Genomic DNA, 15,116 nt, shown 5'->3' with positions numbered 1-15,116 from the left:
AGCCGTGATTGCCCCGCTGCCGGCGCGGGAGGTTGACTCGGGACATGACCGTCGTTCGGACGCCAAACGTTGACCGCGACCATTTCCGCAACGTCGCCGGTCGCTTCGCCACCGGCGTCGCCGTCCTCACGTCACGAGGCGTCCAGGCACGGGCCGGCATGACGGTGAGTGCGCTCACGTCACTGTCGCTCGACCCGCCGATGGTCCTGGTCTGCGTCAACCGTTCGGTGCCGACCGAGCGGACCGTCGCCGAGGCGGGCACCTTCTGCCTCAACATCCTCGCCGAGGGCCAGGAACAGCTCGCACTGCAGTTCGCCCGCCCGAGCGACGACAAGTTCACCGGGGTGCGCGTCCACGAAGGAGTCCTCGGCAATCCCGTCCTCACCGACGCCCTGGCCTCGATCGAGTGCGAGGTGTCGGACACGGTGCAGGCGGGCAGCCACAGCATCTTCATCGGCCGGGCGCGGGATGCCCAGGCGCGTGAGGGCCTGCCCCTGACGTACTTCCGCGGCGGGTTCGGCGGGCTCACGCTCGACCGCTTCAACCAGGTGTACCAGCGGCTGCGCGACATGATCCTCGCGCGGGAGATCGACGGGCACGACGACATCGACGTTCCGAAGCTGGCGCGGCGCCTCGACGTCGAGCCGGCCGCCGTCCTCGCCGGGCTGTCGACGCTGCGCCGTGAAGGGCTCATCATGTCGACGCGGCACGGCCATCGGGTCGCCCCCTTCACGGCCGACGACGCCGCGGAGGCGTTCGAGGCGCGCGCGATCATCGAGCAGGGGGTCGCCGACCTGACCGTCGGCTCCGTGTCCGAGGACGACCTGGTCGCCCTCGACCAGCACTGCGGCGAGCTGTCCCGGTTCATCCTCAACGACGAGTTCACCGACTTCGAGGCCTACCTCGAGGCCAACGACCGGTTCCACCGCTTCCTCATCGGGCTCTCGGGCAACCGGCGCGCCATCGCCCAGTACGAGGCGCTGGCCATGCCGACGATCATGGCGCACAGCTTCGGGATGACCCGGAAGAGCTCCTCGCAGTTCGTCGACGTCCACCAGCGGATCGTCAGCGGCTACCGCCGGCGTGACCTGACGGCGGTCAAGGCAGCGATCGGGCTCTACACCACGCTGGCGACCGAGCGGGCCCGGGAGCTGCTCACATCGCACGGCGGATCGGTGTAGCCGTCTCGTTCAGGCCGGCGAGCAGGTCGTGCAGGCGCAGCGCGAGCATGAGCTCGGCATGGCGGGACTGCAGGTCGTGACCGAGCAGCTCCTCGATACGGTGGACGCGGTTGCGCACGGTGTTCTCGTGCAGGTGCAGGGCTCTCGCGGTCGCTGCGTAGTTGCGCTCACGCAGCCAGACACACAGGGTCTCGCGCAGCACGTCGAGCCCGCTGCCGGTCCCGCTCAGGGTCGCGAGCTCCTCCTCGACCAGCTGGGCCGCGATGGGCAGGTCGTCGAGGAAGATCGCCTCGAGACGGACGTCGGCGTACTCGATGACCCCGTCACGGGCGAGCTGGTACCGCTGATGCTTCCCGGCGAACGCCCCTCGAATCCGGCGCAGCCGCCCCAACTGGCCGTAGGCGTGGCGTAGTCCCTCCAGGCCACGCGCGGGCGCGCTCACCTCGGCGGCGACACCGTGCTCGGCGAGCAGCCGGCGCAGCCCCGCCCGCGCCTCGGCGGTCCACGCCCGCCGGGCGAGGAACCGCACGTGGATGCCGTCCGGCTCCGTGTGGTGCAGGACGTCCGTCACGGCACAGGTCGCCTGAGCGCGGCGCACCCAGTCGGTGCTGCCGGCATCGGCACGCAACGCGACGGCGATGTGGTCGGCGTCGATGTCATAGCCGAGTCCGAGCAGTTCGAACTTGTCCGGGACGTGGTCGCTGTTGAGCAGGTCCTTGACGAGGCGGAAGCGGAGGTGGTCCCGCGACCGCTGCAGGCTCTCCTCGGTGAGCATGTGCTCGCGGGCCACCTGGGCCAGCGCCGCGTTCTGGTAGGCCATGACGAGCTCGGTGAGCAGGCGGGCGCCCTCGCAGCGGCGGGCAGGGTCCGCCTCGACGGCGTCGAGGCGGCCCACCCAGTCCCGCCACATGGTGAGGAACCCGACGCGGTAGGACAGGTGCAGGGATGCCTGCACGACGCGCCGCCGGGCCTGGACGACGGCGAGGCGCCGGGGCTGCACGAGGTCGAGCTCGTCCAGCTCGACCTCGCCCATCGCGACCCGGTGCAGGGTTCGCACGTTCTCCGTGACGCTCGCGGTCAGCGCGGCGACGAACTCCTCGTCGTCGCGCAGGTGATCGAACGCCGCGTCGAGGTCGACGGCCACGACCTCCGCGATGAGCTCGGCCGAGACGGCGGACCTGAGGGCCTCCCGCAGCCACACGGGCAGCGGCGGGGGGCAGGCGGACTCCGCGGACACGGCGATCAGCGCTCCTGCAAGGGCAGCAGGACGCTCGATCGGTGGTCACCGCCGCAATGGACGCGAACCCGCGCGGCGTCCCGCCGTTGCGGACGGTCGACCGGGTCGTCGTGCAGGAACGGCCCGCAGCCCTTCATGGCGTTCTTGAAGTTGGACATCGTCACCGCGTCCTCGAGCTCGGGGTTCTCGTAGTCCCGGCCGCCGATGGTCACCGCGAGCGTGTGGCCGGCGGGGACGACGATGCACGTCGGCCAGACCTCGACGTCGACCTCGTACACCTCGCCCGCCTCGACGGGAAGGGTGCGCGAGTGGGAGTGGATCGGCCGCCACGGGGTGGAGGCGGACTCGTCGAGCTCGCGATGGCTCAGGCGCAGCCATCCCATGCTGATCGGCGCGTTGGGGTCGACGGCACCGGCGAAGGTGACCTCCTTGCCGCCGGGGTCGAACAGCCGCACGGTGAGGAAGACGTCGGCGTCGTCCGAGTCGGTGGACACGAACAGCTTCGCCGAGACCGGGCCGGTGATCTCACGGTCCGCGTCGGTCGCCGGCAGCCGGAAGGTGACCTCCCGGCCACCGGAGAACTCGACGGATCCCGGTTCAGCGTCGTTCTGCTCGACGAACTGGAGCAGGTCGGGGTCGAGCTCGAGACGCCGCCATGCCGTCTCGGGCAGCGGCCACGCGGACGCGGCCCGCTCCTCGTAGGCTTCGCCGGGTGAGCGGACGAGCAGGCTCACGGGCGGGCGCCGGTCCCAGCCGTTGTCGACGCCCTTGAGGAAATGGTCGAAGAACGCGAGCTGGATCTGCCGCCCGTAGTCCGTGTAGTAGGTCGTCCAGTGCTCCAGGCCGTGCATCTCGAGCCACTTCTGCGCGCTGCCGGCGCGCAGGAAGCCCTCGACGTTGCCGCGCAGGTGCAGCCCGGAGCCGCCCCAGTTCCCGGCGCTGAGCAACGGCACCTCGATGTTCTCCAGCACGCCGGAGCGCTCGCCGTGCCAGTCGTCGAGCAGCGGGTGGGAGCGGATGACCGTGCCGAAGTCGCACCGGTTCGCGGCGAGCTCCTCCTCGCTGAGCGTCTCGTCGCCGCAGACGTTGAGGCCGGTGATGGGGTTGACCGGGCCGCGGTCGCCGAGACCGTACTGGACGACCTTGATCTGCTTGTCGTACCAGTGCTCCCAGAACGTCGACAGGATGCCGCCGTGGTGGGACGCGTCGCGGTAGAAGTCGCTCGCGCCCTCCCAGATGCAGACCGCGGCGAGGCCGCGCGGCCGTTCCGCCGCGACCTGCCACTGGTTCATCCCGAAGTAGGACACGCCCGAGGTGCCGACCTTGCCGGTCGACCAGGGCTGGTCCGCCGCCCACTCGACGCACGCGACGAAGTCCTTCGTCTCGCGCGCGGAGAAGTGGTCGATGTAGCCGGGCGAGCGGCCGCAGCCCCGGGAGTCGACCCGCACGATGGCGTAACCGTGCGGCACCCACTTCTCCGGATCGACGACCTCCCAGTTCTGGTACGCGCAGGAGCTGCCCGCGGCGACGTCAGGGTGGTCGCCCGACAGCGACTCCCACGCCGTGGGGTAGCCCACCTGGAAGGGCAGCCCCTTGGCGTAGGGACCGTAGCTGAGGAGCACCGGGTAGCGTCCGGGCTCCTCCGGCAGGAACACGTCGGCGGCGAGCGGCAGGCCGTCGTCCATCGTGATGGTGACGTCCCACAGGATCCGCATGCCGTCGCGGACCTCCTTGATTCGGGCGGCGGTCTCGGTCACGGGCCTGCGAACCTCACTGCTCAGGAATGTGGACGATGAGGTCGACACTGAGGGCGCAGCCCGGTACCTCCTGGAAGTCCCGTGGGACCTCGTAGAACCCGGCCGCGGGCAGCCCGTTCGTGAAGGGCTCGGGCCAGGCCTGGAAGACGGTCGGCAGGTCCTCGAGGTCGGACAGGAACAGGTCGGCGCGGACCGCGTTCTCGATCGAGGTGCCGGCCGCCTCGCAGATCGCCGCCACGTCCTCGTGGATGCGCCGCACCTGGTCGACGATGTGGCGGCGGGTGTGCGGCAGGCTGCGGGCGAAGGCGCCTCCGGGCGCGCCGGAAGCGGTGCGTCCGAGCTGCGCGGACAGGAACAGCAGGGAGCCGCTGCGCACGGCCTGGGCCTGGTGCCCGATCGGCGCGAGCGCGTTGTCCGCGCGGATGATGTGGCGGTCGCCGCCGTGCCCGGGACGCGCGACGATGACGTAGATCTCGACGTTGCCGCCCTTGACCCCACCGATGCCGGAGACGGGGACGATGGTGCGCGCGGGCGGCTCGGTCGGCCAGTGCCTGGCCCAGACCTCGTCGATGGCGGGCAGCTGCCGGACGCCCTCGGGCGTGAGGTAGATGACGACCTTGACGACGTCACGCCAGTCCCCGCCGGCCGCCTCCATCGTGATGCGGATCTGGCGCAACGTCTCGTCGGTCTCCGCGGCGACCTGGTTGCCGTACCAGATGTGCTGTGGCACACGGGCGTTCGGGTGCAGGCCGGACTCGAAGTCGGTCGGGATGAAGCCCGCGCTGAACAGGTAGGGGCCGGACTCGACGCCGACCGAGTAGCCACCGAGCGGGCTGTGGACGTCGTGAGCGTAGGCGCGCTTCTCGATACCGGACCCGTCGAGCAACGAGATGAGCTGGATCTCGACGTGGGTGTCGGTGGCGACGAGGCGCTCGACGGGCAGCAGGCAGCTCGCCGGGCGGTCGGACAGGAGGAACTCGTCGCGGCCCTGGATGTACGAGTGCGCGACGAAGCGCCAGTCCTCCCAGTGGGTCTGGTATCGCGGCGTCCACCCCGGCTCCAGGTGCCCGTCGGTGTGGAAGGTCGGCTGCCACTGGTTGATGCACACGCCCTGCTCGAGGCTCGACCCGGCGACGGTGAGCGCGGAGTCGAGGCGGCGGTACACCTCGCGGACCTGCTTCTTCACCGGGTGGCCGCTGTGCAGCGGCAGGCCCGGTTCGACCTGCGCGGCCTCGGCGAGCCCTCCGTTGTCGAAGTCGGTGGCGCTCATCGAGGCGGTGAATGCGAACGGGCCGGCGGTGACGACCGGGCTGCTCGGGTACCAGTCAGGAAAGGACGCGTCGGGCACGTCGTGGACGACGCGGGGGCTGTTGTGGGTCATGGGCGAGGACTCCAGGGGTTGTGCTGCTCGGAAGGCGCTTTCAGAGGGTCTGGCCGCCGTCGACCATGAGGGTCTGGCCGAGGATCATCCCGTTGACGGGGCTGAGCAGGAACGCGGTGGGCAGGATGAGCTCACGGGCATCGAGGATGCGGCCGGCCGGGATCCCCGCGACGACCGCCGCGGTGAAGTCCGGGTCGGCGAAGAGGGCCTCGTTGACCGGCGTCAGCGTCGCGGTCGGGCCGATCGCGTTGACCCGGATACCGCGCGGCGCCCACTCGACGGAGAGGGTCTCGGCGAGCATCGACACGGCGGCCTTGCTCGCGTTGTAGCTCGACCAGTCCGGGAAACCGCGGCGGGCGAAGCTCGAGCTGGTCAGGACGATCGAGCCGCCGCCGGTCATCCTCTTGGCCGCGCTGCGGGCCGTGAGGAACACGCCGTTGAGGTTCGTGTCGACGACGGAACGGAAGTCGTCGGCGCCGACCTCGAGCGCGGGCTGGACGACGGCGATACCGGCGTTCGCGACGACGCCGTGCAGCCCGCCGAAGGTCTCGACGGCGCGGTCCATGGCCGCCTCGACGGAGGCCTCGTCGGTGACGTCGGCGACGGCGTAGGCGAACGAGATGCCGGCCTGCTCGGCCTGCTCGGCGACCGCGGCCAGTCCCTCCTCACGCCTGGCGAGTCCGAGGACGTTGGCGCCGAGCTCGGCGAGGCCGAGGGCCACGGCCTGCCCGATGCCGGAGTTGGCGCCGGTGACGACGATGGTGCGCCCGGCGAGGCCGAGGGCCTGCCCGAGCGAGGAGCGCAGCGCGGGGGCGATGAGGATGGCCATGTCAGTGGTCCATCTGGGGAGCGCCGAGGACCCGCTGGATGAGGCGCATCCGCTCCCGCCGGAGCACGGCCTGCAGCCGCTCGGAGGGCAGGTGCTCGTCGACGGTCGAGTCGGACAGCGTGCCCTTGCCGGCGAGGACCTCCTCAAGGACGAACAGCCGGTCCTTGGTCACCCACAACTCCTCGACGAGGCCCTCGATCATCCGGGCGAGATCGTCGATCGTCGCCTTCTCCAAGTACTTAGGAACTTCCATGGCTTCCTCTCAGGCTGCGGGCTTGACGCCCTTGGTGATCCATGGGTAGTTGGCCGCGCCCACGCCGTACTCCTGGACGTCGACGAATCCGGCGGACTCGAGCAGCGCCTTCCGGTCGGTGAGGAGCGCGCCGCGCCAGAACGGCTCATTGCGGTGGTCCGTCTCCCAGTCGAGAACCACGGAGCGGAAGAGGCTCTCGTGCTCGCGGTAGGGCGCGACGTCGGCGACGAGGAACTCTCCGCCAGGCTTGGTGACCCGGAACGCCTCCTTGACGACGGCCTTGGCGGCCGGGGCCGGGATCTCGTGGAAGAGGATGAAGGCGGTGGTGAGGTCGAAGGTGTCCGCGTCGTAGCCGGTGGCCTCGGCCTGGGCCTGGCGCAGGTTCCACTCGAAGCCGTTGCGCGCGGCGACGAGCTTGGCGTGCAGCAGCTCGCTCGGGCCGAGGTCGACGCCGTGGATCTTCGCGTTCGGGTAGGCGTGCTGCAGCGCGAGGGCGTAACGGCCGGTCCCGACGCCGAGCTCGAGGATGTTGTCGTAGTGGTCGCGGTTGCCCTCGACGGCGGTGACGTAGCGCAGGTCGGAGAAGTGGCTGCCCGGCTTGATGGCGCCGATCCCGCCGGTCGCGAAGATCAGGTCGTAGACGTAGTCGTGGATGATGAAGCCCATGTGCTCGTGGCCGTCCCAGCCGCCGGGCGTGAGGTGGAACTCCGTCGTCCAGTATTCGGGGATCTCGACGTCCGGGTTGAGCTCGAGCACGCCACCCTTGCCGGCGTTCGCCTCGTACTCCGCCCGGATCTCCGCCGCCCCGTCCTCGTACGCCTCCAGGCCCGCCACGAACTGACGCTCGGCGATGAGACGGGTGTAGAAGCGGTCCCAGGCAAAGGATCTGGAGCCGTCGAGCAGCTCGTAGCCGAGACGCAGCCGCTCGCGGTCACCCTCGGGAAGGGTCTGGCCTTCGAGCCGCTCGTCCAGCGTCCGCTCGGCCGAGGCCTGGAGCTCCCGGCCGCTCCATGCGGCCAGATCCGCCAGCAGGTTGAAGTTGGCCCGGCCGCGCTGTTTGAGACCTGTCTTCACGTTCATCCCTCCAGAGGTGAGAGCCAGTCGTCAATTCCGCTATGCGTAACGCCGTTCCATTACGTGCACCATAGCGATCTAGGTATCCACCGAACAAGGGCCTGTGACAACTCGTCCGGCCGCTTCGACACGGTCAGCGGCCCGCCAGCCGGCGGCCCACGTCCTCGGCCGCGATGAAGGACAGCCCGAGCGCCGCGAGCAGCCCGTTGCCGGCCAGGTAGCCGTCCGCTCCCCGGCCGCTCATGCCCACGGCGGCGCCACCCGCCGCGTAGAGCCCCGCGATGGGCTCGCCGGCGGCGTCGAGGACGCGGGCCGCCGCGTCGACAGCGAGCCCGCCCTGGGTGTGGAAGAGCGCGGGACGCACCTCGACCCCGTAGAACGGAGCGGCGAGGTCCGCGTCGCCCCATCGGGAGCGCCCGTGCGGGTCGGTCGCGCCGCGGCGTCCGGCCGCGGCCTGCGCGAACGAGGCCTCGAGCCGGTCCGCGGGCAGGCTGAGCCGCCCGGCGAGCTCGGCGGCCGAGTCGCCCTGGCGCAGCACCCCGGACGCCTTCGTCTGACGGAAGTCCTCGAAGGCGAGGCACGCGTCGTGGATCCGCTGGTCGAAGATGATGAACGCGCGGTGGTCCGGCTGCGTGAGCTCGAGCGCGGCGAACTCGGAGTAGCCCTGGGTCTCGTCGGCGAAGCGGCCGCCGCTCGTGTTGACGATGAACCCGCCGTGCATCACCGTCGCCCAGCCGACCAGGATGCTGCTGAGCGAGAGCGCCCCGTGGCCCTGGTACGCGTCGAGGCAGTCGACGGCCGCACCGAACGTCCGCCCGATGCTCAGCGCGTCGCCGCGCGAGGCCTCGCTGCCGTGGTAGACGGCGCCGGCGATCTCCGGGATGTGCTCGGCGACGAGCGCCGCGTCGGCCCCGAAGCCGTTCGTCGCGAGGACGAGGGCGTCGCAGGAGATCTCCTCGGTCGTCCCGTCCGGCGCCTCGGTGACGGCGACGAGGGCGTCGTCCTGGTGCCGGGCCGCGACGAGCCGCGCGGGGACGACGATGTCGATCCCCCGCTCCCGGGCGACCCGGTGGAGCATGCCGAGCAGGATCGTGCCGTGCCGTCCCGGCACGGTGTGGCAACGGTGCCGCGTGTGCCCGGGGTACTCGAAATCCGTGACGAGCTCGAGTGGCAGCTTGAGCGAGCCGGCCAGCCACTCGACGAGCGGGGCCGAGATCCGGCTCAGCGCGTCGGTGACGACCGGGTTGGCGCGACCCTTGGTCTTGTACCGGACATCCTCGGCGAAGATCTCCGGCGAGTCCTCGACTCCCGCCTCATTTTGGAACAGCGATCCGGCACCCGGAATCATGGCCGTCGACATCGCCGTGTTGTTCGCCCGCAGGAAGTGCTCGTTCGCGTCGATCACCGCGACCGAGAGGCCGAGCTCCTGGGCCCGCAGCGCCGCGACGATGCCGCCGCCCGCACCGGCCACGAGCAGGTTGACGTCCGCCATCTCGTTTCCTCCTTCGGACGCGTCAGTACTGGTCATCGGGGGTCGTCACGCGTCGGAACGGCGACCCCGGCTGGCGGTGGGCGATCGCGAGGCCGATCCCTCGGGGGGAGTCGTCGTCGGCGAGTGAGCTGAAGCCGTAGTAGTACAGATGCAGCCGGTCCTCGACCGGGACCAGCCGGGTCGCCGCCGCGCCGAGGCTGTCCCACGCGCCGGGCTCCCCCGCCGTCAGCACCGGGCCGTCGGACTGGTGGTGCCAGTGCCGGCCGTCGTCGGAGTCGGCGGTCGCGACCGAGCGGCCGTGGCGCTCGTCGAGCCCCGTGTACAGCATGAGCCAGCGGCGGCCCACGCCGAACGGGTTCTCGAGCACCTGCCGCGTCACAATGCCGTGCGAGTCCCAGGGCCGCTCGCCGTCGGCCCAGACGAGCGGACCCACGCCGGTCAGGACGACCCCGTCGGTGGACACGAAGGTGTCCGTATGGAACACGCCGAGGTCCAGGGTCGGTGAGGTCGTCTGGACGTAGATCGTCCCGTCGGCGTCACCGAAGGCGTTCGGCCACGCGCGGTAGAGCCGGTCCGGGTCGTAGTCGAGAATGGCACCGCCGGTGGCCGGGCCGGGAACGCGGGTCCAGGTCACCCCGTCGGGGCTGATCGCGTGCCCCGGGCGCATCCCGAGCCCCGTGACCGCCCCGAGCCGTGTCTGGCTCGCCCGTACGGTCAGGTCGCCGCCGAAGTACCACAGGTGCCAGAGCCGCCCGTCGAAGGTGACGTCGGTGAGCCCGACGTGCGAGGCGTCGAAGCTCGTCGGGTCATCACTCGGGGCGAACACCGAGCCGAGCTCTTCAGGGCCGTCGAACCTCTCCCACCCGATGCCGTCGGGAGAGGTGGCCAACGCGATCCGCCCGGACCCCAGCGTGCCCGGTGCCGGGCGGTCGTAGGCGCGGTCACGGCAGTAGTACCACATGCGCCAACCGGCGTCGGTACGGTGCACGACGGCGCCACCCACCCGGTAGTCGTCACAGCGGCCTGCGGGGCCAGGCCCGAGAAGGAACCCGTCCATGCGCATCGTGCGGCCTCCTATCCGTCAACGCCGTGCTCCCCGACCGCAGCCGCCCCGTCGGCACGACACCTGTCAGTTACCTGTTGCTCCGTCTCACGCCGGCGCCGCGCTGTACATCTGCCGCAGCACCTGAACTCGCTGGTGCACGGCGACGACGTGCTCGGCTGCCGCGGCCATGGCGGCGTCGGCCATCTGACCGTCGGGCAGGACGACGACTCCCGCCGCGACCTGCTGGCCCCGGGCGAGCGCCGCGAGCAGGCTCTCGGCCTTCTCGACCTGCGCCGGCTCGGGTGCGAAGCCCTCCACGATGAGCGGCAGTTGCCTCGGGTGGACGGCGGTACGCCCGAGAAACCCGGCGGCACGCCCGGCCGCGCAGGACCGGAGCAGACCTTCGTCGTCGTTCAGCCGGGGATGGACCGACATCATCGGCGGCGGCAGCCCGGCGGCGCGGGCGGCGACGACGAGTCGCGAGCGCACCCAGTCCAGCCCGCCGTCCCCGGTCAGCCGCAGGTCCGAGCGCAGGTCCGCCTCGCCCAGCGCGACCGACGCCACCCCGTGCGCCGCGGCGATCTGCCCGAGCCGCTCGACGCCGACGGCCGTCTCGACGAGGACAGACACCGGCACGTCCCGCTCGAAGTAGGCCCGCACCGCGTCGACGTCCTGGGCCGACTCGACCTTGGGCAGCCGGATCGAGTGCACGGTGACGTCGGCGAGGACCTCCGCGAGCGCCTCGAGGTCGGCCCGGCTCCACGGACTGCTCACCGGGTTGACCCGGACGCAGAGGCGCGCGGTGCCGGACCCCGACGACCGGTGCCGCAGCAGGTCGACGACCTCGCGCCGCGCCGCGTCCTTGCGGCTGGGAGCGACGGCGTCCTCCAGGTCGACGATGACGACGTCGGCGATCGTCGCGAGTGCCTTGTCGTGCCGGTCCGGACGGTCCGCCGGCACGTAGAGTGCGGTGAGCTCGGGTGCGGGACTGTGTGCCTTGAAGGGATCCACGCCGTCCTCCTCTCGCGTCGGCGGCCGGTTGTCGCTGGCTGCCTTACTCGGTGGTCAACGGACGCCGCTGGTACTGACCGCGGGGCTCCCCCTGGATGACCCCATCGGCCAGGACGTGGTGGCCGCGCACGAACGTGTCGGTCACGGCGGCGGAGAGCTCGACACCCTCGAACGGCGTGTACTCCTGCGTCGAGAACGAGTCCTCGGCGCGCACGACCCACGACCGCGAGTCGTCGACGAGGCAGAAGTCGGCGTCGTACCCCACCTTGACGACACCCTTGCGACCGGAGAGCCCGTAGCGCTGTGCCGGGTTCCACGCGGTCAGGGCGGCGATCCGGTCCAGGCCGAGGCCCCGCCTGCGGCCTTCGGTGATGAGCGCCGGCAGGAGGTACTCCGCTCCGCCGAAGCCGGACTTGGCCACGAAGACGTCGTCGCGCTCCTCGCCGAACTTCATCTCGTCGCGGCAGCAGGCGTGGTCGCTGACGACCCAGTCGATCTCGCCGGCGAGGACGTGCTCCCACAGCCCCTCGACATCGTCACGCGAGCGGAGCGGGGGGTTGACCTTGCCGCCGATCCCCGACGCGCTGTGGTAGTCGGCGATGAGGTGGCCGATGGTGACCTCGCGGCGGAAGTTGATGTGCGGGAAGGTTCTCGCCATGAGCAGGGCCGCCTCGACGGCCTTGCGTCCGCTCAGGTGCAGCAGGTTGATGTTCGCCAGCCGCGTCTCGTGGGCGAGGTAGGAGGCGATGGAGATGGCCAGGCCCTCGGAGTGCGGAGGCCGGGAGGCGGAGTACGCCTCGAGCCCGGTGAGCCGCCCCTCCTGCTCGACCATGGCGGTGTACGCCGACATGATCTCGGCGGTCTCGCAGTGCATGCTGAGGGAGATGGAGTCCGCGATCTGCGGCTCGGCCTCCCGGGCCGCCTGGATGCCGCGCATGACGAACTCAAAGTGCGCGAGGTCGTAGCGCTCGCCCTCGGGGGTCATGAGGAACGAGCTCTGGTCCGCGGACCGGCCGTGCAGGCCGTGGCCACCGTAGAACATGAAGATCTTGAACGACGTGACGCCGTGCTCCTTGATGAGCTCGGGAATCTCGCCGATCTGCTCCTTGGACATCGGCGCGAGGTGGAAGGCGTAGTCGATGTACGCCCGGCCCTGGCTGCGCTCGAGCACCTCGGGGAACACGTCACGGTACGCGCCGCCCTTGTTGAGGTAGTACTGCCCGGTGCGCATGTAGTTGAGGCCTGTCGTCACACCGCCCTGGGCCGCCGCCTTCGACTCGGTCTCCGTGTCGATCTCGAGCGGGTTGTAGATGCCCCAGTGCTGGTGGGCGTCGACGACGCCGGGCAGCGCGAGCTTGCCGCCACCGTCGACCGTCGTCGTGGCGGTGGCGTCGCCGAGGTGGCCGATGGCGGCCACCCGCCCGTCCGTCACAGCGATGTCGGTGAGCACGGTCTGGGGCGACTCATGGGTGACGAGGCGAACGTCGCGGACGATGAGGTCGTAGTTCATAGGTCGCCTTCCTGCGCGGTAGTGGTGACGGAGTACTCGATGGCCGCCACGTCGTCGAGGGCGGAGAGGGCGACGCCGACGTCGCTCAGTTCGTCGAAAGCCAGCACGCGCGCCGCGATCAGCGCCACCGCTGTCTCGGGGAGGTGCCGCCCCGCGTTGTCACGGAACTTGAGCTCGACCTCGTCGTCGGAGAGCGGGTGCTGCGGACCTCCGCGGTTGACGAGGATCCGCTCGGTCACGGCCGAGCCGTCGACGAGCTCGGCGGTGAGGACCGCGGGGAACTGCTCCGGGAAGATCCGGGTGCACTCGTCGTCGGCGACGACGCTGACCTTGTCCATGATCTCCCGGCGCATGGGGGCGGCCGCGAGTTCGTCGGTGTAGTCGTCGAGGCCGACCCCGAGGCCGCCTCCCCCGCCGAGCAGGCCGACGGCGACGGCGTACGGGCCGGAGAACTGGGCCTGATAGCCCGTGGCCGGGCGGCGCTTGCCGTCGATCGGCTCGCCGATCGTCCTGATGACGGGCGCCGGGACGCCGAGGGTGAGGCTGCGCACCGCACGGTGGTCCACGCCCCTGCGCCGCAGCGCGGTGGCGGCGTCGATGGCGGCGTGGGTGAAGTGGTTGGCGGGGTACGGCTTGAAGAAGATCCTGGGCACCTCCCACTCGGTTCCCAGGCCCTCGAGGATGGCGGCAGGGTCGAACTCGCCGCGCAGGAACGCCTCGAAGAACCCGAAACGCCCTTCGAGCACGGTCGGCGGACCCGTGATGCCCCGGCCGACGAGGTCGGCCGCCGTCACGGCGGAGTGCGCGGCCCAGCCACAGTGCAGCCGCTTGACGTTGCCACCGGTCCGGTTGGCCTCGATGATGCCGGCGGCCATGGACGCCGCGACGCCGAGGGAGCTCGTCAGCTGCGCCTCGTCCTGGCCGAGCACGACCCCCACGGCCACCGCGGCACCGAGGGCGCCGCAGATCGAGGTCGCGTGCTGCCCGTGCTCGAAGAACACCGAGTTGCCGGCCTGCCGGTCGTAGCCGGCCATGCCGATACGGACGCAGACCTCGAGGCCCACCGCGATCGCCGTGACCGCCGTGCGACCGTCGGTGCCCGCGCGCTCGGCGGCGGCGAGCACGCTGGGCACGATGGTCGCGCTCGGATGGAGCACCGAAGGCAGGTGCGTGTCGTCATAGTCGAGGGAGTGGGCGAGCACCCCGTTGCCGAAGGCGGCGAGCGCGGCGGGGACCCGGTGCGGCACTCCGATCGCGCGCGCCTGGGGGGCACCGCCCTGCTCGGCGACGTAGTCGATGACTGCCTGGCTGCTGTCGAGGCTCTGCGCCGCGATGCAGATGCCGAACGTGTCCAGGACCCGCTGCCGCACGCTGGCCGTGACCGCTGGGGGCAGGTCCTCGTAGCGGGCCCGGGCGGCGAACCGCGCGATCGCCTGGGCGAGGGTCGCGTCATGCACCGCTCGTCACCGCCAGGGGACGGACCGGCGATCCGGTCGCGCCGTAGAACTTGAGCGGCGAGGCGACGAAGACGAACTCGTGCACGCGCTGGGCGGCGAGCTCCTCGAGGTCGAGGGTTTCCATGATGTAGATGCCGGCGTTGACGAGCAGTACACGGTGAGCAGGCAGCACACTGTGTCCCGCGCCCGGAGGGAGGCACTCGAAGGCGATGGTGTCGGCGCCCGCGGCGACGACGCCCCGATCCGCGAGCCAGCGCGCGCCGGCCTCGCCGACACCGGGAACGCCGGATTCGCCGCCGATGAAGACCGAGCGGTCGGGGTCGTCGAAGTGCCTGCCCCAGCCGCTGCGGATCAGGACCACGTCGCCGGCCGCGATGGACCCGCCCTGACGTTCGAGGGTGACCACGAGGTCGTCGGGCGTGATCTCGTAGCCGGGAGGGCATCCCTCAGGGGTGCCGAGAGCCGCCGGCACGTCGAGGAGGACGCCACGACGCACCATGGCGGGGATGGTGTGCGCCCCGAGCTCGATGAAGCGACCGCCTGAGGAAGCCTCATAGGCGTCCGAGCCGTCGAAGAGGCGACCGTCCTGCGACACGTGGGAGAGGGCGTCGATGTGCGTCCCGACGTGCGTGCCCATGGTGATGATGTCGTTCGAGGCCGAGCCGCCGTCCGCCCGCACCATGTCGCCGTGCCGGCGCGGCAGCGCGTGCCAGTAGTGGGGGTGGTTGGGAGACTGGGGCATCCCCACGAAGAGGACCCGCCCCAGGTCGAAGACGCGCACGCCCTGCGCCACGGCTTCGATCAACACGTCATCCGGCACGTGAACCCTGTCCTCCGTTTCCGGTCGGGCATTGAAGGCGCCCTTCACCTCCGGTCCCGCTGATGTAGT

13 protein-coding genes are annotated in these 15,116 nt (G+C 71.0%); 1 reads left to right on the top strand and 12 read right to left on the bottom strand.

Annotated features, from left to right (window positions below; translation table 11 throughout):
* Positions 1 to 44: 44 nt before the first annotated feature.
* Complete coding sequence (locus ABZ321_RS16790; RefSeq protein ID WP_354891864.1) at positions 45 to 1,181, top strand: flavin reductase; 1,137 nt, start codon at positions 45 to 47, stop codon at positions 1,179 to 1,181.
* Here ABZ321_RS16790 and ABZ321_RS16785 read toward each other — a convergent pair.
* From ABZ321_RS16785 to ABZ321_RS16730, 12 genes are all read right to left on the bottom strand, one after another.
* A complete protein-coding gene (locus tag ABZ321_RS16785; RefSeq protein ID WP_354891862.1) occupies positions 1,156 to 2,418 on the bottom strand; it encodes a helix-turn-helix domain-containing protein in 1,263 nt (420 codons plus the stop codon). The genes ABZ321_RS16790 and ABZ321_RS16785 overlap by 26 nt on opposite strands.
* Positions 2,419 to 2,423: 5 nt before the next feature.
* Positions 2,424 to 4,175: a CocE/NonD family hydrolase gene (locus ABZ321_RS16780; protein WP_354891860.1), complete on the bottom strand. Its 1,752-nt coding sequence runs from the start codon at positions 4,173 to 4,175 to the stop codon at positions 2,424 to 2,426.
* Positions 4,176 to 4,188: 13 nt separating this feature from the next.
* Entirely contained in the window at positions 4,189 to 5,556 is a 1,368-nt protein-coding gene (locus tag ABZ321_RS16775) for a RidA family protein (protein WP_354891857.1), read from the bottom strand.
* A 40-nt stretch (positions 5,557 to 5,596) separates the two neighbouring features.
* On the bottom strand, positions 5,597 to 6,385 hold the full coding sequence (locus tag ABZ321_RS16770; protein ID WP_344510758.1) for an SDR family oxidoreductase: 789 nt from the start codon (positions 6,383 to 6,385) through the stop codon (positions 5,597 to 5,599).
* Between the two features lies 1 nt (position 6,386).
* Positions 6,387 to 6,638, bottom strand: a complete 252-nt coding sequence (locus tag ABZ321_RS16765) for a hypothetical protein (protein WP_344510760.1) — start codon at positions 6,636 to 6,638, stop codon at positions 6,387 to 6,389.
* A gap of 9 nt (positions 6,639 to 6,647) precedes the next feature.
* Positions 6,648 to 7,712 (bottom strand): class I SAM-dependent methyltransferase, encoded by a 1,065-nt coding sequence (locus ABZ321_RS16760; protein ID WP_354891853.1) that lies wholly within the window; start codon positions 7,710 to 7,712, stop codon positions 6,648 to 6,650.
* A 133-nt stretch (positions 7,713 to 7,845) separates the two neighbouring features.
* Entirely contained in the window at positions 7,846 to 9,204 is a 1,359-nt protein-coding gene (locus ABZ321_RS16755; protein WP_354891850.1) for an FAD-binding protein, read from the bottom strand.
* A 22-nt stretch (positions 9,205 to 9,226) separates the two neighbouring features.
* Complete coding sequence (locus tag ABZ321_RS16750) at positions 9,227 to 10,261, bottom strand: hypothetical protein (RefSeq protein ID WP_354891847.1); 1,035 nt, start codon at positions 10,259 to 10,261, stop codon at positions 9,227 to 9,229.
* Positions 10,262 to 10,354: 93 nt separating this feature from the next.
* On the bottom strand, positions 10,355 to 11,260 hold the full coding sequence (locus tag ABZ321_RS16745; RefSeq protein WP_354891844.1) for a CoA ester lyase: 906 nt from the start codon (positions 11,258 to 11,260) through the stop codon (positions 10,355 to 10,357).
* 43 nt (positions 11,261 to 11,303) lie between these two features.
* Positions 11,304 to 12,770 carry a dihydroorotase family protein gene (locus ABZ321_RS16740; protein WP_354891841.1) on the bottom strand — a complete coding sequence of 489 codons (1,467 nt, stop codon included), beginning with the start codon at positions 12,768 to 12,770 and terminating at the stop codon, positions 11,304 to 11,306.
* Entirely contained in the window at positions 12,767 to 14,227 is a 1,461-nt protein-coding gene (locus ABZ321_RS16735) for an MmgE/PrpD family protein (RefSeq protein WP_354891838.1), read from the bottom strand. Before ABZ321_RS16735 ends, ABZ321_RS16740 begins: the two co-directional genes overlap by 4 nt.
* Positions 14,220 to 15,095, bottom strand: a complete 876-nt coding sequence (locus tag ABZ321_RS16730; RefSeq protein WP_354891835.1) for a cyclase family protein — start codon at positions 15,093 to 15,095, stop codon at positions 14,220 to 14,222. The genes ABZ321_RS16735 and ABZ321_RS16730 overlap by 8 nt, the downstream gene beginning before the upstream one ends.
* Positions 15,096 to 15,116: the final 21 nt, after the last annotated feature.

Source organism: Dactylosporangium sp. NPDC006015 (assembly GCF_040614215.1).
Lineage (GTDB): Bacteria > Actinomycetota > Actinomycetes > Mycobacteriales > Micromonosporaceae > Dactylosporangium > Dactylosporangium maewongense.
The sequence above is the reverse complement of the archived record's forward strand: the minus strand, read 5'-3'. Positions and strand labels throughout refer to the sequence as shown.